Below are 18,331 nucleotides of genomic sequence, written 5' to 3' on the forward strand. Positions count from 1 at the left end.
TATCATCGAACAGATAAACAAAAGCCCCGCATTCGCGGGGCTCTCTGTTCTTGCGACGGATCAGCTGCCTTTGACAGTCTTACCGTTGACCGTACCGTCCTGGAGCATGATGTTGTACTCCTTGCCGTCAGTCTCGACCTGTTGCAGGCGCACCAGCAGGTAATCCCAGTCCTTGGCGAACCACAGCACGGTGATGCGTTTGCTTTGTGTCGGGTCGCGCACGCGCTCGACCTTGATCGCGTCGATCTGGCCGGCCTTGGTGTCGACCTTCTCAGAACCAAGCACGCGGAAGTCGTAGGTATCGACTTCGCCATCATCAACCACCTGATAGCTCATGCTTTTCTTGCCGGCGGCAACGTCGTGCTGCAGCGCCAGTTGGTAGGTCGACTTGTCGACCATGCCGCGGTTCAGCGGGATTTTCACCGCGTCGCCACGGTCGGTGCCGGTCACCAGTTTATTGGCCCAGTCGAAGTCCAGATCAGCTTTTTTCGCTTTGCCCAGACCGCCACGTTCAAAGTGGTAGGACTGCGGCAGCAGCGTGTCCTTGTCCAGCTTCAGGGTGCTTTCTTCAGTCAGGCTGGCGATCATCATCGATGCCTTGAAGCTGAGCTTCCAGACGCCGTCGGCTTCCTTGGTCAGGCTGCGTTCGGCGGTGCCGCTCATGGGGAGCTGCTTCCAGTCGGCGGTGTAGCTGGCGGAGAACGGTTGAAGGTCCGCTGCCTGCGCGAAGGGCAGGGCGAGCAGAGCGCAAGCGAAGAGCAGGGCGCGACGCATAATATCTCCTAGTGTCGAATCAAGTGGCCGCTGGCGGCGAGTAACTGGCCGTCGAGTAAAGCACCCTGGTCACCGAGTGTCAGCCTGCCTTCGGCAAACCAGCGTACTGCCATCGGGTAGATCAGGTGTTCCTGAACGTGGACTCGTTGCGCCAGACTCTGCGGCGTGTCGTGCAACTCTACCGGTAATACTGCTTGTACGACCAGTGGTCCGCCATCGAGTTCCTCGGTGACGAAGTGCACGGAGCAGCCATGTTCCGTATCGCCGGCCTCCAGCGCGCGCTGATGAGTGTGTAACCCTTTGTATTTGGGCAGCAGCGACGGGTGGATGTTGAGCAGGCGACCCTGGTAATGACGCACGAAATCAGCGCTGAGAATGCGCATGAAGCCGGCCAGCACCACGAGTTCGGGGTTGAATTGGTCGATCAGTTCGATCAGCGCGGCATCGAAGGCCTCGCGGCCCTCGAATGCCTTGTGATCCAGCGAGCGGGTGGCGATACCCGCGTCGCGGGCGCGTTGCAGGCCGTAGGCGTCGGCGCGGTTGGAAATCACCGCAGCGATGCGGACCGGGCTGTCGCCGGTCCGCGTGCTGTCGATCAGAGCCTGCAAGTTACTGCCGGTGCCGGACAACAGCACCACGACATCACAGGACTTTGGCATCAGTGAGCCTTGAGGTTCTTCAGCTCGACTTGCGCAGCGCCCTCGGCGGCCACGGCGATCTGACCGATGACCCAAGGCTGCTCGCCGGCGTCACGCAGAGTGTTCAGGGCCACTTCGACGTGCTCCTGAGCCACGCAGATGACCATGCCGACGCCGCAGTTGAGCACGCGGTGCATCTCGGTTTCATCAACGTTGCCTTTCTCCTGCAGCCAGTCGAATACGGCCGGGCGAGTCCAGCTGGCCACGTCAACCACTGCTTGCGCGCCTTTTGGCAACACGCGCGGGATGTTGTCGAGCAGGCCGCCACCAGTGATGTGGGCCATGGCCTTCACAGCGCCAGTGTCCTTGATCAGCTTGAGCAGTGGCTTGACGTAGATGCGGGTCGGGGCCATCAGCAGGTCGGTCAGCGGTTTGCCGTCGAGCTGGGTGTTTTCGATGTCGGCACCGGAGACTTCGATGATCTTGCGGATCAGCGAGTAGCCGTTGGAGTGCGGGCCGGACGATGGCAGGGCGATCAGGGCGTCACCGGTGGCGACTTTCGAGCCGTCGATGATTTCCGCTTTTTCCACGACGCCGACGCAGAAGCCGGCCAGATCGTAGTCTTCGCCTTCGTACATGCCTGGCATTTCAGCGGTTTCGCCGCCGACCAGCGAGCAACCCGACAGTTCGCAACCAGCGCCGATGCCGGTGACAACCTGGGCAGCGGTGTCGACGTTCAGTTTGCCGGTGGCGTAGTAGTCGAGGAAGAACAGCGGCTCGGCGCCGCACACCACCAGATCGTTGACGCACATGGCGACCAGGTCGATGCCGATGCTGTCGTGCTTGTTCAGGTTCAGCGCCAGACGCAGCTTGGTGCCGACGCCGTCGGTGCCGGAGACCAGCACTGGCTGCTTGTAGCCGGCCGGGATTTCGCAGAGGGCGCCGAAACCGCCCAGGCCGCCCATGACTTCCGGGCGCGCAGTGCGCTTGGCGACGCTCTTGATGCGTTCGACCAATGCTTCACCGGCGTCGATGTCTACACCGGCGTCCTTGTAGCTCAGGGAGGGTTGCTTGCTCATGATCCAGGCCTTTAGGGGAGGGGATTCAGGGGGTAACGACCGAGTTCAGCGGGAACATCGAACTCGATGGGCGATCGCCTCACGCGAGTTTCGAGGGGCCCGGCTGTTGCCGGTCTGCGAAGGCGCGCGATTTTATCAGGCTTGAGGGGCAGCGGCCATCCTCGCACCGACGGGCAGGGCCATATCGGCGGAAATTTTTTGCAATCGCAGGGTATGACTGCCTGTATAAGGTGTGGCGATTAACCGTCTATCGTTAGGACTGTGCAAAAACTTACCGCCACCGTGTGAATGTTTTGCAAGAGGTGGGGGTCACAGCCTTGCTCAACCGGTTCACGCGGCGTGTTCCAGCCGCTCCTGTCGACGGGAATTTTCCATGCGTTTTTGTAAATTGTTATTTGTAGGCTGCCTGACGCTGGTCAGCCTGGCGAGCCATGCCGAAAACCTCAAAGGTCTGTATCAGGTGCGTCAGCCGGTCAACGGCCAGGCGCCGGAAGAGCGCGATCGCGCCACGCAGGCGGCGCTCGATACCCTGGTGCTGCGCCTGACCGGCGACCCGAAAGCCGCGCAGAACCCGGGGCTGGCGCCGATCCGCAAGGACCCGCAGCAGATCATCAGCCAGTTCGGTTTCGATGCCGGGCCACCGGAAGTGCTGAAAGTCGATTTCGATCCGGCAACCACCGAGCAGGCCTTGCGTCGGGCCGGGTTGCCGGTGTGGGGCGCCAGTCGACCGTCGATCCTCGGCTGGTGGCTGAACGATTCAACTGAAGGTGCGAGCCTGGTCGGTGACGGTCAAACCGCAGCCTCAGCATTGCGCACGGCCGCACAACATCGCGGTTTGCCACTGCGCTTGCCGCTGGCTGATCTCAGCGAGCAATTGGTTGCCACCGCACCCGCGCTGGAAAGCGCTGACCCCGCGCCCTTGCGCAGTGCTTCGGAGCGCTACAACGCCGACGCCTTGCTGGCGGTGCATGCCCGCGAAGAGGGCGGACAGTGGCAGGCAAAATGGCGCTTGTGGCTCGGTGATCAGAAAGAGGCCGGCAGCGTGCAGGGCGCCGATCAGGCAGCTATCGCCGATGGTGTGATGCTGGCGGTGGCCGAGCGTCTGGCGCCGCGATTCGTCGCCAAACCCGGCGCATCGGGTCAGCAGACACTGGAAGTGCAGGGCATGAATCTGGAGCATTATGCGGCGCTGCTGCGGTTACTCGAACCCTTCGGCGTGCGTCTGCAAAGCGTGCAGGGCGATCGGATCGTCTATCGGGTCAATGGCAGCGCCGATCAGTTGCGCGCGCAATTGTCGCTGGCGAAGTTGCAGGAGCTGCCGGCCGAAGCGCCGGTTCCGGTGGCGCCTGCCCAGCCAGCGGCGGATGGTACGCCTGCGGTGGCAGCGCCAACCCCGGCAGCGGCGGCACCGTCGTTGCGATTTCGCTGGTAAGTCTTTCCTTATATAGAAGCATCAGGAGTGGTAAATGGCCGATACGCGGCGTTGGTTCTGGCTCGGTGGGGTAGTCCTGCTTTGCGCGTTTGTATGGTTGCTGCATCCGATCCTCACGCCGTTTCTGGTCGCGTTGTTGCTGGCTTATCTGTTCGATCCGCTGGTGGATCGTCTGGAGCGGCTCGGGCTGTCGCGAACTTGGGGCGTGATTGCCGTGTTTGCCTTGTTCACCTTGATCGTCACGGCGTTGATGCTGGTGCTGGTACCGATGCTCGCCAAGCAGTTGCTGCGTCTGTACGAGCTGGCGCCGCAGATGCTCGACTGGTTGCAGCACACCGCTGTACCGTGGGCGCAAGCGAAACTGGGGCTGTCGGACGGCTTCTGGAAGTTCGATAAAGTCAAAGCCGCGATCAGCGAGCACATGGGCCAGACCACCGACATCGTGGGCGTGGTGCTGAGTCAGGCGACGGCGTCGAGCCTGGCGCTGATCGGCTGGTTGGCGAATCTGGTGCTGATTCCGGTGGTGAGCTTCTATCTGTTGCGCGACTGGGACGTGATGATGGGCAAGATCCGCAGCCTGTTGCCCCGTGATCGCGAAGAGCGCGTGGTTGCGCTGGCGGGCGAGTGCCACGAAGTGCTCGGCGCGTTCGTGCGCGGGCAGTTGCTGGTGATGGTTGCGTTGGGGGTGATCTACGCCGCCGGCCTGATGATCGTCGGTCTGGAGCTGGGGCTGTTGATCGGCCTGATTGCCGGTCTCGCGGCGATCGTGCCGTACATGGGTTTTGTCATCGGCATCGGTGCGGCATTGATCGCCGGACTGTTCCAGTTCGGGGGCGATCTGTACCCGATGGTCGGAATCGTCGCAGTGTTCATGGTCGGTCAGGCACTGGAAGGCATGGTGCTGACGCCGCTGCTGGTCGGGGACCGCATCGGCTTGCACCCGGTGGCGGTGATCTTCGCGATCCTCGCTGGCGGCGAGCTGTTCGGTTTCACCGGCGTGCTGCTGGCGTTGCCGGTGGCGGCGGTGATCATGGTGCTGGTGCGTCATGTCCACGACTTGTATAAGGACTCCGGGATCTACAGCGGCGTTGACGAACCTGAGCTGTGATGGCGCGGGCCGCCCGGCGCTTGGCCGGGCTGGCCGGTTTCGTTCGAGCGAGGGCGCCAGAGAATCTGTCATCAAACCGCTGCGTCAACGCAAACCTTTGATTTTGCTTGGGGTCTGTCGCATTGTGCGCTCAGCCTCACGGGTATAAACTTCGCCAACTTTACACAGAGGCCACTAACGGTTCCTTTGAGAACTGTTCAGTCAGCATGAAACCGATTCAGCTGCCCCTAGGTGTGCGTCTGCGTGACGACGCCACCTTCATCAACTACTACCCAGGCGCCAATGCCGCTGCACTCGGCTATGTCGAGCGTCTCTGCGAAGCCGACGCCGGGTGGACGGAGAGCCTGATCTACCTGTGGGGCAAGCACGGCGTCGGGCGCACGCATCTGTTGCAGGCCGCGTGCCTGCGCTTCGAGCAGATGGGCGAACCGGCGGTGTATCTGCCGCTGGCCGAGTTGATGGATCGCGGCGTGGAAATCCTCGACAACCTTGAACAGTACGAATTGGTCTGCCTGGATGACTTGCAGGTGATTGCCGGCAAGGCCGACTGGGAAGAGGCGATGTTTCATCTGTTCAACCGTCTGCGTGACAGCGGTCGGCGCCTGCTGATCGCCGCGTCCACTTCGCCGCGCGAATTGCCAGTGAAGCTGGCCGACCTGAAATCGCGCCTGACCCTGGCGCTGATCTTCCAGATGCGCCCACTCTCCGATGAAGACAAATTGCGTGCGCTGCAATTGCGCGCATCCCGTCGCGGTCTGCACCTGACCGATGAAGTCGGGCACTTCATTCTCACTCGCGGCACGCGCAGCATGAGCGCGCTGTTCGATCTTCTCGAGCAGCTTGATCAGGCGTCCCTGCAAGCGCAACGCAAGCTGACCATTCCCTTCCTCAAGGAAACTCTTGGCTGGTAGTAGTGGGCTTTTGCCAGCTTTCAGGCGCCAGAAAACCCGCGTGCCTGCGCCGATTCACCGGCCAGACGAGTTACGCGCTTAGATGTAAACGCAAAACCGGGAAGTCACATAAAGTTCGATTGAATTTGCAAATGAGGACGATAGCGGGCATAGTCTCGGCTTCTTTACAACTATCAGCCACGGTCGTGCCCATGCTAAAGCGCTTCGCACCCCTCGTGCCTCTCGCACTCGTTACCCTGTTATTCGGTTGTGCTGCTCATTCTCCGGTTCAAGAGCCGCCGCAACAGGTCAAGAATTCTGCTACCGCCCAGTCTTCCGTTATTTACCAGGAAGAGCTGGACACCGAAAAAGAACTCAACCAGTTCAACGGCAGCAAGCCTTATCAGCTTCCTGTACTGGCTGACAGCATCCTCGAACGCGGTATGTCCCTGATTGGGACCCGTTACCGTTTCGGCGGTACTTCTGAAGCCGGTTTCGATTGCAGCGGTTTCATCGGTTACCTGTTCCGTGAAGAGGCGGGCATGAACCTGCCGCGCTCCACTCGCGAAATGATCAACGTTGATGCGCCGCTGGTTTCGCGCAGCAACCTTGAGCCGGGTGATCTGCTGTTCTTCGCCACCAATGGTCGTCGCGGTCGTGTCAGTCACGCCGGGATCTACCTGGGTGACAACCAGTTCATTCACTCCAGCAGTCGTCGCAGCGGCGGTGTTCGCATCGACAGCCTGGGTGACAGCTACTGGAGCAAGACTTTCATCGAAGCCAAGCGTGCACTCGCCATGGCGCCGACCGTGGTCACCGCTCGCAAGTAACCTGCATGTCGCTGCGTTCGCGGCGACAAAACGGCACGGCAACGGAGTAGACCTAAACTTTACAAGGTGAAGTTAAAGTCTTACTTGAAGTTTGCCGTGTAGCCGCTAGAATCCTGAATCTATATTGATGGCAAACCGCCTGCGTGATGACGCAGGCGGTTTTGTTTCTGTCCATTCGGCAGAGAAAGCCGCAGCCAGATCAGGATGTTCTGCTTATGACGATGCCGGCCCGCCTCACCTTGATCCTTTGCGCCGCGCTGCTCAGCGCCTGCGCCAGCCGCACACCGCCGCCAGCCCCCGTGGTTCGCGCGCCGATCGTGTTCGCTCCCTCCCAGGCTTTTTCCCCCGTTGCTGAAGACGTGCTGTTCCGTGCCCTCGGCCTGGTCGGTACGCCGTATCGTTGGGGCGGCAATACGCCGGATTCGGGTTTTGATTGCAGTGGTCTGATCGGGTTTGTCTACCGCGACGCGGCGGGAATTTCGCTGCCACGCTCGACCCGCGAAATGATCGTCATGCAGGCGCCGAATGTCGGCAAGGAAGGCTTGCAGACCGGCGACCTGATTTTCTTCGCCACCAATGGCGGCTCGCAGGTCAGTCATGCGGGGATTTACGTCGGCGAGGGGCGCTTCGTGCATGCGCCGGCCACGGGCGGCACGGTCAAGCTCGATAGCCTGTCGAAGGCGTATTGGCAGAAGGCGTATCTGAGCGCTAAGCGGGTGTTGCAGCCGGGGCAGCTGGCGCATAACCCCTAGTGCGTATGCATAACTAAATGTGGGAGCGAGCCTGCTCGCGAAGGCGGAGTGTCAGTCGACAATGATTTGACTGATAAACCGCTTTCGCGAGCAGGCTCGCTCCCACTTTTTTTGCGTTGCGCTTAGCTTATTTGCTGGCCGACACGCGCCACACTTTGTTCCCGACATCATCCGCCACCAGCAAGCCGCCTTGCTGATCGATGACCACGCCAACTGGGCGGCCCAGCGCGTTCTCGTCCTTGTCGAGGAAGCCGGTCAGCACATCCACCGGCTGCCCGGTCGGTTTGCCACCACTGAACGGCACGAAAATCACCTTGTAGCCACTGTGCGGTTTGCGGTTCCACGAGCCGTGTTGGCCAATGAATGCGCCTTCCTTGAATTGCGCCGGCAAGCGGTTGCCCTCGGCGAAGGTCAGGCCCAGCGAAGCGGTGTGCGGACCGACCGCGTAATCCGGAGCGATGGCCTTGGCCACCAGATCAGGATTCTGCGGTTTGACCCGCACATCGACGTGTTGCCCGTAGTAGCTGAACGGCCAGCCATAGAAGCCGCCGTCCTTGACCGAGGTGATGTAGTCCGGCACCAGATCGCTGCCGATTTCGTCACGCTCGTTGACCGCTGTCCACAAGGCGCCGCTGGTGGGTTCCCAGGCAAGGCCGTTAGGGTTGCGGATGCCCGAGGCGAAGATCCGGTGATTGCCGGTCGCACGATCCACTTCCCAGATCGCCGCGCGGCCTTCTTCCTGATCCAGACCGTTTTCGCCGACGTTACTGTTCGAGCCGACGGTGACGTAGAGCTTGTTGCCGTCCTTGCTGGCGATGACGTTCTTGGTCCAGTGGTGATTCAGCGTGCCGCCGGGCAAGTCGACGACTTTGATCGGTTGGGTCTTGATCTCGGTGGCGCCCGGCTCGTAGTTGAAGCGCAGCAGGCGGTCGGTGTCGGCTACGTACAAATCGTTGCCAACCAGCGTCATGCCAAATGGCGAGTTGAGGTTCTGCAGGAACACCGTGCGGGTTTCTGCGACGCCATCGTGGTCGGCGTCACGCAGCAGGGTGATGCGGTTCGGGCTGGGCACGCCGGCGCCGGCCTTGCCCATGACTTTCTTCATCACCCAGCCACGAATGCCTTTGCTGTCATCGGGCTTGGGCGGCGCGTTGGTTTCCGCCACCAGCACATCGCCGTTGGGCAGCACGTAGAGCCAGCGCGGGTGATCGAGGCCTTCGGCAAACGCTGCGACCTGGGTGCCGGCCGCTGCGGTCGGTTTCGCGCCGTCCGGCCAGCCCACCGCCGGGGCGATGTTGACTGTCGGGATCAGCGTCTTGTTCGGTTCGGGCAGTTTCGGCGACGGGCCGGTGCCGTCGGAGACTTGCAGGCTGGAGGTTTCACCGCAGGCGGCGAGCCCGCCAGCGACGGCGATGATAAGAGCGAGTTGGGCCTTGCGCATTGCTGATCTTCCCTATGAATGCATTCCTAAACATAGAGGAGGGCGCAGGCCCGATGGTTCAACTGCTCAACCGCGGGCTTCCTTGAACAGCACGGCGATGCCCGGATGATAGTTGCCCGCGTCGCTGTGCAATTTGCGATAGGCGTAGGGGAAATACCAGGCCACGGCGCAGGTGTGTTCCTTTTGCAGGTCGTCGACCATGTCCTGCAATTCTTCGGGGCTGGCGCTGTGCTGAGGTTTTTGCGGAGCAACAAAGAGGCAGCCGAGCTTGAGATCGCTGGCGTAGCTGATGCGCTTGGCATCAACGGTGATGTCGAGCAGTGCCTGGGTCAGGTTGAGATTGTTGACCCGTGGCCAACGTTGCGTGGCCTGAATGAACGCGCGGTCTTCGGCGCCGGCAATCAGCAGGTCGGCGCGAGCATTGCGTTCGCCTTCTTCGTTCTGTTTGCGCGTGGCCGTGTCGTTCAGCGTGACCATTTCAGCCATCCACGCCGCTGCCGCGAGCAGGCCGAGATTGGCTTTCTCGTCGTGCCAATATGGCGTGTCGTTGTCGCCGCGTACGGTGTTGTAGCGATCGATACAGTCAAACCAGCGTTCCAGCACCGGGCGCAGGAATTCCAGGCGCGGGTTGCTGATGATCATGCCTTGCATCGTCGTCATCCTTATTGTTGTAGTGGGCTTTCGAAAAAAAGCATGGCTCTTTGATATCACTTGTCGCAGTCTGGCACAAGATTGCCGCTGCACAATGGATCAGCGGCAGTTATTCGCGCGCAAAGCGCCTCTTCAATTGACGCTCCACCCCCAACCCTCTAACCTTCGCCGCTTGTTTCAGGTGCTCTGTGGCCCCGCGTCGACAGAGTGAAACAGGGAAGCCGGTGAGGGTGGTCTTCAAGCGAAGCCACGACGATCCCGGCGCTGCCCCCGCAACGGTAAATGAGTGAAAACTGCGCCTTGAGCCACTGCCTCGAAAGAAGCGGGAAGGCGCGCAGTCCGGCGAAACGCCGCTCATGAGCCCGGAGACCGGCCTGATCCATCTCAGCGGCATCACGGTGGGCGATGCCAGGCTTTTTGCCGTCTATTCTTGTGCCTGCCCGCCGTTATCCAGCCTCAACGGAGAGCTCCCCCCATGACTGATTCCCCCGAGCGTGACGAACGCCATCTGGCGCGCATGCAGCGCAAGAAGGCCGTGATCGACGAACGCATCGCCAACTCGCCCGACGAATGTGGCCTGGTGCTGGTGCTGAGCGGCAATGGCAAAGGCAAGAGCAGCTCGGCGTTCGGCATGCTCGCCCGCGCGATGGGCCACGGCATGCAGTGCGGCGTTGTGCAGTTCATCAAGGGCCGCAACAGCACCGGCGAAGAATTGTTTTTCCGCCGCTTCCCCGAGCAGGTGCGTTTCCACGTCATGGGCGAAGGCTTCACCTGGGAAACCCAGGATCGTCAGCGCGACATCGCCGCTGCGACCGCCGCTTGGGAAGTCTCGCGTGAATTGTTGCGCGACCCTTCGATCGGTCTGGTGGTGCTCGATGAATTGAACATCGCCCTCAAGCACGGCTACCTCGATCTCGATCAGGTGCTCAGCGATTTGCAAGCGCGCCCGCCGATGCAGCACGTGGTGGTCACCGGTCGCGGCGCCAAGCCGGAAATGATCGAGATGGGCGACACGGTTACCGAGATGGGCATGCTCAAGCACGCCTTTCAGGCCGGGATCAAAGCGCAGAAAGGCGTCGAACTTTGAAGCAACCACGTCACTGCCCGGCGGTGTTGATCGCCGCGCCGGCCTCCGGTCAGGGCAAGACCACCGTCACCGCCGCACTCGCCCGTTTGCATCGCAATCAGGGGCGCAAGGTGCGCGTATTCAAATGCGGCCCGGACTTTCTCGATCCGATGATCCTCGAGCGCGCCAGCGGTGCGCCGGTGTATCAACTGGACATGTGGATGGTCGGCGAGCAGGAAAGTCGCCGGCTGTTGTGGGAAGCCGCCGCCGAGGCTGACCTGATTCTGATCGAGGGCGTGATGGGCCTGTTCGACGGCACGCCATCCAGCGCTGATCTGGCGCGCCACTTCGGTGTGCCGGTGCTCGGCGTGATCGACGGCACCGCCATGGCGCAGACCTTTGGCGCCTTGGCGCTGGGCCTGGCCAAGTATCAGCCGGACTTGCCGTTCGCTGGCGTGCTGGCCAACCGCGTCGGCACCTTGCGCCATGCGCAATTGCTCGAAGGCAGCCTCACCGAAGGTCTGCGCTGGTACGGTGCGCTGTCCCGCGAAACCGGTATCGAATTGCCGAGCCGCCACCTCGGCCTGGTTCAGGCCAGCGAATTGAATGATCTGGATCTGCGCCTCGACGCGGCCGCCGATGCGCTGGCCAGCAGTTGCGAGGTCGCGCTGCCACCCGCCGTAGAATTCGCCGCGCCTGAGATCATCGCCGCCGAGCCTCTATTAAAAGGTGTGCGCATCGCCGTTGCCCGCGATGAAGCCTTTGCCTTCACCTATGGCGCCAGTCTCGATCTGCTGCGGGCGATGGGCGCCGAATTGCGCTTCTTCTCGCCGATCCGCGACACGCAATTGCCCGAGGCGGACAGCCTGTATCTGCCGGGCGGCTATCCAGAGTTGCATCACGTCGCGCTGGCGCAAAACGCCTCGATGCTGGCGGCGATCCGCGCGCACCATGCGGCGGGCAAGCCGTTGCTCGCCGAGTGTGGCGGCATGCTTTATCTGCTTGATTCGCTGACCGACGTGGAAGGCACCCGTGCTGAGCTGGTCGGTTTGCTCAAGGGCGAGGCGGTGATGCAGAAGCGTCTGGCGGCGCTGGCGTTGCAGGCGGTTGAATTGCCGGAAGGGGAGTTGCGTGGGCATACCTATCATCATTCCCTGACCACCACAGAGCTGACGCCGATTGCCCGTGGGCTGAGTCCCAATGGCGGGCGCGGCGCTGAGGCGGTTTATCGCGAGGGGCGGATGACGGCGTCGTACGTGCACTTTTATTTCCCATCGAATCCGACTGCGATTGCGGCATTGTTTGCGCCAGACAGTGAGGCCGGCTTCGCGAGCAAGCTCGCTCCCACAGTGAATGGTGAGCTTCCTGAAGAAATGCGATCTCCTGTGGGAGCTGGCTTGCCAGCGATGGGGCCATGACCGAGAACACCTTCTCCGAAGCCGAGCGCGCAGCGGTCTACAAGGCAATCGCCGAGCGCCGCGACATGCGCCACTTCACCGGCGGCAGCGTCGAGCCGCAACTGCTGCGTCGTCTGCTCGAAGCCGCTCATCAAGCGCCGAGCGTCGGTCTGATGCAGCCCTGGCGCTTCATCCGCATCAGCGATCGTGCTCTGCGCGGGCAGATCCGCGATCTGGTGGAAGAAGAGCGCATCCGCACTGCCGAAGCCCTTGGCGAGCGCAGCGATGAGTTCATGCAGCTCAAGGTCGAAGGCATCAACGATTGCGCCGAAGTGCTGGTCGCAGCGCTGATGGACGATCGCGAAAAACACATCTTCGGTCGGCGCACGTTGCCGGAAATGGACATGGCCTCGCTGTCCTGCGCGATCCAGAATCTGTGGCTGGCCTCCCGCGCCGAAGGCCTGGGCATGGGCTGGGTTTCGTTGTTCGAACCGCAAGCCTTGGCGGATTTGCTCAAATTGCCGGCCGGTGCGAAACCGCTGGCGGTGTTGTGTCTCGGCCCGGTCAGGGAGTTCTATCCGGCGCCGATGTTGGTGCTCGAAGGCTGGGCGCAGGCGCGGCCGCTCAACGAGTTGCTGTACGAAAATTATTGGGGAGTGAATCAATGAGTGTGGCGTTGCTGAGTGTCGCCGCAGTAGCGCTGGATGCGCTGCTTGGTGAACCGAAACGCTGGCATCCGCTGGTGGCGTTCGGCAATTTTGCCGGGCGCATCGAGCAACGCTTCAACGCCGGCGGCCGTGGCTGGCGCAGCCATGGTGTGACCGCGTGGGTGCTCGCGGTGCTGCCGCTGACTCTGCTCGCCACCGCATTTTCCTGGGCGCCCTATGTGGGCTGGATTGTCGAGATTCTCGCGCTGTATTGCGCCCTCGGCATGCGCAGCCTCGGCGAACATGTCGCGCCGGTCGCGGCTGCGTTGCGCGCCGATGATCTGGACGAGGCGCGCAAGCGTGTCGGTTATCTGGTCAGCCGCCAGACCGATGAACTCGACAGCACTGCCGTGGCCCGTGCCGCCACTGAATCGGTGCTGGAGAACGGCAGCGATGCGGTGTTCGCTGCGCTGTTCTGGTTTGTCGTCGCCGGCGCCCCGGGCGTGGTTCTGTATCGCTTGAGCAATACCCTCGATGCGATGTGGGGTTATCGCAACGAACGCTTCGAGCGTTTCGGCTGGGCGGCGGCGAAAATCGACGACGTGTTGAACTACATTCCTGCGCGTCTGGTGGCATTGACCTACGCGCTGCTCGGCAAGACCCGCCTCGCGCTGAAGTGTTGGCGCACCCAAGCGTCGCAGTGGGACAGCCCTAACGCCGGCCCGGTGATGGCGGCCGGTGCCGGTGCGCTGGGCGTCGAGTTAGGTGGACCGGCGATCTATCACGGCGAACTGCATGAGCGCCCACAACTGGGCGAAGGTGCGCCGGCGGATGCCGATTCCATTGACCGTGGCTGGCAATTGGTCCAGCGCGGCGTATGGTTATGGCTGCTGATGCTTTGCCTGGGGGCGGAATTTTATGCTTGAGCACGGTGGCCGGTTGCGCAAGGCTGCACTCGATTACGGGATTGCCGAAGCCGACTGGCTCGACCTGTCCAGCGGCCTCGCGCCGTGGCAGTTCCCGATCCCGGAGATCCCGCTGCGCGCCTGGGCGCGCTTGCCGGAAACCGACGACGGTCTGGAACAGGCCGCCTGCGATTACTACGGCGCCGCGCAGGTGTTGCCGGTGGCCGGCTCGCAAATGGCCATCCAGTTGCTGCCGCGTCTGCGCCGGGCCGGCAAGGTCGGCGTGTTGTCGCCGTGCTATGCCGAGCATGCCGAAGCCTGGCGGCGCAGCGGTTACATCGTCCGTGAAGTGCTCGAGCAGGAAGTCGAGTTCTTTCTCGACAGCCTTGATGTATTGGTGGTGGTCAATCCGAACAATCCGACCGGCCTCAGCCTGACCCCGGCACGCCTGCTCGACTGGCATGCGCGGCTGGCGCAACGCGGCGGCTGGCTGGTGGTCGACGAAGCATTCATGGACAACACACCGCAACTGAGCCTGGCGCCCTATGCGCATCAGGTCGGGCTGGTGGTGTTGCGTTCGTTCGGCAAGTTTTTCGGTCTGGCCGGGGTGCGCCTCGGTTTCGTTCTGGCTGAGCGCAAGTTGCTCAAACTGCTCGCCGAACAGGTCGGGCCGTGGGCGGTGAGCGGGCCGACGCGGGTACTCGGTACGGCGTGCCTGCAAGACACCGAGGGTCACGCCCGTCAGCGGATTCGCAGCGATGAAGCGAGCGAACGGCTGGTGGCCCTGCTGACCCGTTGCGGTTTTGCACCGCAGGGTGGCTGCGCGCTGTTTCAGTGGCTGATCACCGAGCACGCCGAAGCGCTGCACGAATTCCTCGCCCGGCGCGGCATCCTCCTGCGCCTGTTCAGCCACAACAGCAGTGTGCGTTTCGGCCTGCCAGCGGATGCCGCGCAAGCGCTGCGTCTCGAACAGGCTTTGCAAGCATTCGCCAAGGACCACCCATGACCACTCTGATGGTGCAAGGCACCACGTCCGATGCCGGCAAAAGCACATTGGTGACCGCGTTGTGCCGCTGGGCCACTCGCCAGGGCGTGGCGGTGGTGCCGTTCAAACCGCAGAACATGGCGCTCAACAGCGCAGTCACCGCTGACGGCGGCGAGATCGGCCGCGCGCAGGCAGTGCAGGCGCAAGCGGCCTTTCTCGAACCGCATACCGATATGAATCCGGTATTGCTCAAGCCCAACAGCGACACCGGCGCGCAAGTGATCATTCACGGCCGCGCGGTGACGACGATGAACGCCGTTGCCTATCACGATTACAAGGCCATCGCGATGCAAGCGGTGCTCGCTTCCCATGCGCGGCTCAGCGCGGCGTATCCGTTGGTGATGGTCGAAGGCGCCGGTTCGCCGGCGGAGATCAATCTGCGCGCTGGCGATATTGCCAACATGGGCTTTGCCGAGGCGGTGGATTGCCCGGTTTTGCTGATCGCCGACATCAATCGCGGCGGGGTGTTTGCGCATTTGGTCGGCACGCTGGAATTGCTTTCACCGAGCGAGCAGGCGCGGGTCAAAGGCTTCATCATCAACCGCTTTCGTGGCGATATCGCCTTGTTGCAACCGGGCCTCGACTGGCTGGAACAGCGCACCGGCAAACCGGTGGTCGGCGTCCTGCCCTACGTGATGGACCTGCACCTTGAAGCCGAGGACGGCATCGACCAACGCCAGACCGACAAGGCCGAACAGGTCTTGAAAGTGGTGGTGCCGGTGCTGCCGCGCATCAGCAATCACACCGATTTCGACCCGCTGCGTCTGCATCCGCAGGTGGATCTGCAATTTGTCGGCCCGGGGCAGGCGATTCCCGCCGCCGACCTGATCATCCTGCCGGGCTCGAAAAGCGTGCGCAGTGATCTGGCTTATCTGCGCGCCAACGGCTGGGACGCGGCGATCAATCGGCATCTGCGCTACGGCGGCAAGGTGCTGGGGATTTGCGGCGGTCTGCAGATGCTCGGTGAGCAAGTACACGATCCGCTTGGGCTGGAAGGCGCTGCCGGCTCCAGCGCCGGTCTGGGGCTGCTGGCGTTCGAAACGCAACTCGAAGCCGAGAAGCAATTGCGCAACGTGCGCGGGCGGCTGGCGTTGGAAAGCGCCGCAGTCAGCGGTTACGAAATACATGCTGGCGTAACCAGCGGGCCGGCGCTGGAGAATCCGGCGGTACATTTGGACGACGGTCGTTGCGATGGTGCGCAAAGTGCCGATGGTCAGGTGTTCGGCACCTATCTGCATGGCTTGTTCGAATCCCCCGAGGCGAGCGCGGCGTTGCTGCGCTGGGCCGGGCTGAGTGATGTACAAGAGGTCGATTACCACGGCTTGCGCGAACGCGATATCGAACGGCTGGCGGATCTGGTGGAGAAGCATCTGGATACCGGGCTGTTGCGGCAGCTCTGCGGGATTTGAGTTGTCTGGACTGGCCTCTTCGCGAGCAGGCTCGCTCCCACAGGGAGACGCGATCAACGGTGGGAGCGAGCCTGCTCGCGAAGGGGCCGGTTGTCTCACCACACATTTTTGGATGAACCCATGCTCCAACTGATCCTCGGCGGCGCCCGCTCCGGCAAGAGTCGTCTGGCGGAAAAACTCGCCAGCGACAGCCATCTGGCGGTCACCTACATCGCCACCAGCCAACCGCTCGACGGCGAAATGAACCAGCGCGTCGCCCATCACCGCGCGCGCCGCCCGGTCGAATGGGCGTTGATCGAAGAGCCACTGGAACTGGCCCGCGTGCTGCGCGAATCCGCTGGCGCCGAGCGCTGCCTGCTGGTCGATTGCCTGACCCTGTGGCTGACCAATCTGCTCATGCTCGACGACGCCAAACGTCTCGCCGCCGAGCGTGAAGCGCTGCTCGACTGCCTGGCGTCGTTGCCGGGTGAAATCATTTTTGTCAGCAACGAGACCGGAATGGGTGTCGTGCCGCTGGGCGAATTGACTCGCCGCTATGTCGATGAAGCCGGTTGGCTGCATCAAGCTCTGGCCGAGCGTTGTCAGCGAGTTGTCCTGACCGTCGCCGGCCTGCCCCTGACTTTGAAAGGACCTGCGTTATGAGCCCGACCTGGTGGCTGAACCCGTGCAAAACCGTGAACTCGGACATCATCGCGCAAGCGACCGAGCGCCAGCAGCAACTGACCAAACCGGCCGGTTCGTTGGGGCGCCTTGAATCGGTGGCCGTGCAACTGGCCGGTCTGCAAGGTCAGCTCAAGCCAACGCTCGATCAAGTCTGGATCGCGATTTTCGCTGGCGACCATGGCGTGGTAGCCGAAGGTGTATCGGCTTATCCGCAGGAAGTCACCGGGCAGATGCTGCTCAACTTTGTCAGCGGCGGCGCGGCGATCAGCGTGCTGGCACGTCAGCTCGGCGCGCAACTGGAAGTGGTCGATCTGGGCACAGTGAATCCGACGCTGAATCTGCCCGGCGTGCGCCATCTGAACATTGGCGCGGGAACGGCGAACTTAGCTCAGAGCGCAGCGATGACTCAGGCGCAGGGCGAATTGGCCTTGCAGGCCGGTCGCGACAGTGTCGTGCGCGCGAAAGCCGCCGGCACCCAGTTGTTCATCGGCGGCGAGATGGGCATCGGCAATACCACGGCGGCCAGTGCGCTGGCCTGTGCCTTGCTCGATTGCCCGGTAGCGCACCTGACCGGCCCCGGTACCGGGCTGAATGCCGCTGGCGTCAGCCACAAGGCGCAAGTCATCGAACGCGCGCTGGCGCTGCATGCCGCACAGCGTGGCGATGCCTTGCAGACGTTGTTCAATCTTGGCGGTTTCGAGATTGCCGCGTTGGTCGGCGCCTATCTGGCCTGCGCGCAGGAAGGCATCGCGGTGCTGGTTGACGGCTTTATCTGCACGGTCGCCGCGCTGGTCGCGGTGCGCTTGAATCCGGCCTGTCGCGAGTGGCTGTTGTTCGGCCATCGCGGTGCCGAGCCGGGCCATCGTCATGTGCTGGAAACCTTGAGCGCCGAACCGTTGCTGGAACTCGACCTGCGCTTGGGCGAGGGCAGTGGCGCAGCGTTGGCGGTGCCGTTGTTGCGCCTGGCCTGTGACCTGCACGGGCAAATGGCGACGTTCGCCGAAGCGGCTGTCGCGGATCGCCCGGCATGAGTCTGCGTCTGGATCTGCTGCGCCACGGCGAAACGGAACTCGGCGGCGGCTTGCGCGGCAGCCTCGACGATGCGCTGACCGCAAACGGCTGGACACAGATGCGTGCAGCGGTGGTCGAAGGCGGGCCGTGGGATCGAATTGTCAGTTCGCCATTGCAGCGCTGCGCGCGCTTCGCCGCCGAACTCGGTGAGCAATTGAACCTGTCCGTGCATCTGGACAAGGATCTGCAGGAACTGCATTTCGGCGCATGGGAAGGGCAGAGCGCGGCGGCGTTGATGGAAACGGACGCCGAAGCGCTGGGGCTGTTCTGGGCTGATCCCTATGGCTTCACGCCACCGCAGGGGGAGCCGGTCAGCGCGTTTTCCGCGCGGGTGTTGGCGGCGGTCGCGCGGTTGCAGGCGGCTTACGCCGGCGAACGGATTCTGCTGGTCAGCCACGGCGGCGTGATGCGCTTGTTGCTCGCGCAGGCACGTGGTCTGCCGCGCGAACAGTTGCTCAATGTCGAAGTCGGCCACGGCGCGCTGTTTGCGCTGACGGTCGAGGCTGATGGCGCGCTCAAGGAAGGTCACTGAG

The 18,331-nt window shown here is 62.6% G+C and carries 19 protein-coding genes and 1 riboswitch; of the genes, 14 read left to right on the forward strand and 5 right to left on the reverse strand.

Translation table 11 applies throughout. The features are described from left to right. Nucleotides 1-60 precede the first annotated feature (60 nt). The 3 genes from CKW30_RS10680 to purM are packed head-to-tail and all read right to left on the reverse strand — an operon-like array spanning nucleotide 61 to nucleotide 2,491. The gene (locus CKW30_RS10680) at nucleotides 61-774 is read right to left on the reverse strand and encodes a DUF3108 domain-containing protein (protein WP_056783915.1); all 714 of its coding nucleotides are present in this window, start codon (nucleotides 772-774) and stop codon (nucleotides 61-63) included. A gap of 8 nt (nucleotides 775-782) precedes the next feature. Next, a complete protein-coding gene (purN, locus tag CKW30_RS10685) occupies nucleotides 783-1,433 on the reverse strand; it encodes a phosphoribosylglycinamide formyltransferase (RefSeq protein WP_095180753.1) in 651 nt (216 codons plus the stop codon). After that, nucleotides 1,433-2,491 carry a phosphoribosylformylglycinamidine cyclo-ligase gene (gene purM, locus CKW30_RS10690; RefSeq protein ID WP_016773695.1) on the reverse strand — a complete coding sequence of 353 codons (1,059 nt, stop codon included), beginning with the start codon at nucleotides 2,489-2,491 and terminating at the stop codon, nucleotides 1,433-1,435. The genes purN and purM overlap by 1 nt, the downstream gene beginning before the upstream one ends. 373 nt (nucleotides 2,492-2,864) lie before the next feature. Here purM and CKW30_RS10695 point away from each other — a divergent pair, with 373 nt between their 5' ends. The 5 genes from CKW30_RS10695 (at nucleotide 2,865) to CKW30_RS10715 (ending at nucleotide 7,503) form a co-directional block, all read left to right on the forward strand. After that, a complete protein-coding gene (locus CKW30_RS10695) occupies nucleotides 2,865-3,923 on the forward strand; it encodes a DUF2066 domain-containing protein (protein WP_095180754.1) in 1,059 nt (352 codons plus the stop codon). Between the two features lie 34 nt (nucleotides 3,924-3,957). Continuing rightward, the gene (locus CKW30_RS10700; protein ID WP_095180755.1) at nucleotides 3,958-5,031 is read left to right on the forward strand and encodes an AI-2E family transporter; all 1,074 of its coding nucleotides are present in this window, start codon (nucleotides 3,958-3,960) and stop codon (nucleotides 5,029-5,031) included. 206 nt (nucleotides 5,032-5,237) lie between these two features. Further along, nucleotides 5,238-5,942 carry a DnaA regulatory inactivator Hda gene (gene hda, locus CKW30_RS10705; protein WP_007919828.1) on the forward strand — a complete coding sequence of 235 codons (705 nt, stop codon included), beginning with the start codon at nucleotides 5,238-5,240 and terminating at the stop codon, nucleotides 5,940-5,942. A gap of 191 nt (nucleotides 5,943-6,133) precedes the next feature. Then, the gene (locus CKW30_RS10710; RefSeq protein WP_016773699.1) at nucleotides 6,134-6,751 is read left to right on the forward strand and encodes a C40 family peptidase; all 618 of its coding nucleotides are present in this window, start codon (nucleotides 6,134-6,136) and stop codon (nucleotides 6,749-6,751) included. A gap of 215 nt (nucleotides 6,752-6,966) precedes the next feature. Next, nucleotides 6,967-7,503 carry a C40 family peptidase gene (locus CKW30_RS10715; protein ID WP_095180756.1) on the forward strand — a complete coding sequence of 179 codons (537 nt, stop codon included), beginning with the start codon at nucleotides 6,967-6,969 and terminating at the stop codon, nucleotides 7,501-7,503. Between the two features lie 127 nt (nucleotides 7,504-7,630). On the opposite strand, the gene CKW30_RS10720 is transcribed toward CKW30_RS10715, so the two are convergent. Together CKW30_RS10720 and CKW30_RS10725 are read right to left on the reverse strand one after the other, a co-directional pair. Continuing rightward, on the reverse strand, nucleotides 7,631-8,944 hold the full coding sequence (locus CKW30_RS10720; protein ID WP_095180757.1) for a sorbosone dehydrogenase family protein: 1,314 nt from the start codon (nucleotides 8,942-8,944) through the stop codon (nucleotides 7,631-7,633). A 66-nt stretch (nucleotides 8,945-9,010) separates the two neighbouring features. Next, the gene (locus CKW30_RS10725) at nucleotides 9,011-9,595 is read right to left on the reverse strand and encodes a hypothetical protein (RefSeq protein WP_073472682.1); all 585 of its coding nucleotides are present in this window, start codon (nucleotides 9,593-9,595) and stop codon (nucleotides 9,011-9,013) included. A 162-nt stretch (nucleotides 9,596-9,757) separates the two neighbouring features. Continuing rightward, a riboswitch (cobalamin riboswitch) is annotated at nucleotides 9,758-9,988 on the forward strand. Nucleotides 9,989-10,070: 82 nt separating this feature from the next. Here CKW30_RS10725 and cobO point away from each other — a divergent pair. The 9 genes from cobO (at nucleotide 10,071) to cobC (ending at nucleotide 18,330) form a co-directional block, all read left to right on the forward strand. Beyond that, nucleotides 10,071-10,682, forward strand: a complete 612-nt coding sequence (gene cobO, locus CKW30_RS10730; protein WP_095180758.1) for a cob(I)yrinic acid a,c-diamide adenosyltransferase — start codon at nucleotides 10,071-10,073, stop codon at nucleotides 10,680-10,682. Continuing rightward, nucleotides 10,679-12,079, forward strand: coding sequence for a cobyrinate a,c-diamide synthase (locus CKW30_RS10735; protein ID WP_095180759.1), 1,401 nt, complete (start codon nucleotides 10,679-10,681; stop codon nucleotides 12,077-12,079). The genes cobO and CKW30_RS10735 overlap by 4 nt, the downstream gene beginning before the upstream one ends. Further along, nucleotides 12,076-12,726: a 5,6-dimethylbenzimidazole synthase gene (gene bluB / locus CKW30_RS10740; protein WP_095180760.1), complete on the forward strand. Its 651-nt coding sequence runs from the start codon at nucleotides 12,076-12,078 to the stop codon at nucleotides 12,724-12,726. The genes CKW30_RS10735 and bluB overlap by 4 nt, the downstream gene beginning before the upstream one ends. Then, entirely contained in the window at nucleotides 12,723-13,631 is a 909-nt protein-coding gene (cbiB, locus tag CKW30_RS10745; protein WP_095180761.1) for an adenosylcobinamide-phosphate synthase CbiB, read from the forward strand. Before bluB ends, cbiB begins: the two co-directional genes overlap by 4 nt. After that, complete coding sequence (gene cobD, locus CKW30_RS10750) at nucleotides 13,624-14,616, forward strand: threonine-phosphate decarboxylase CobD (RefSeq protein ID WP_095180762.1); 993 nt, start codon at nucleotides 13,624-13,626, stop codon at nucleotides 14,614-14,616. Before cbiB ends, cobD begins: the two co-directional genes overlap by 8 nt. Then, entirely contained in the window at nucleotides 14,613-16,064 is a 1,452-nt protein-coding gene (locus CKW30_RS10755; protein WP_095180763.1) for a cobyric acid synthase, read from the forward strand. The genes cobD and CKW30_RS10755 overlap by 4 nt, the downstream gene beginning before the upstream one ends. A gap of 120 nt (nucleotides 16,065-16,184) precedes the next feature. Continuing rightward, nucleotides 16,185-16,706, forward strand: a complete 522-nt coding sequence (gene cobU, locus CKW30_RS10760) for a bifunctional adenosylcobinamide kinase/adenosylcobinamide-phosphate guanylyltransferase (protein ID WP_056783941.1) — start codon at nucleotides 16,185-16,187, stop codon at nucleotides 16,704-16,706. After that, nucleotides 16,703-17,758, forward strand: a complete 1,056-nt coding sequence (gene cobT / locus CKW30_RS10765; protein WP_095180764.1) for a nicotinate-nucleotide--dimethylbenzimidazole phosphoribosyltransferase — start codon at nucleotides 16,703-16,705, stop codon at nucleotides 17,756-17,758. Before cobU ends, cobT begins: the two co-directional genes overlap by 4 nt. After that, nucleotides 17,755-18,330, forward strand: a complete 576-nt coding sequence (gene cobC / locus CKW30_RS10770; RefSeq protein WP_056783946.1) for an alpha-ribazole phosphatase family protein — start codon at nucleotides 17,755-17,757, stop codon at nucleotides 18,328-18,330. The genes cobT and cobC overlap by 4 nt, the downstream gene beginning before the upstream one ends. Nucleotide 18,331 lies beyond the last annotated feature (1 nt).

Origin of the sequence: Pseudomonas sp. Irchel 3F6, assembly GCF_900187595.1 — a bacterium.
Taxonomy (GTDB): domain Bacteria; phylum Pseudomonadota; class Gammaproteobacteria; order Pseudomonadales; family Pseudomonadaceae; genus Aquipseudomonas; species Aquipseudomonas siliginis.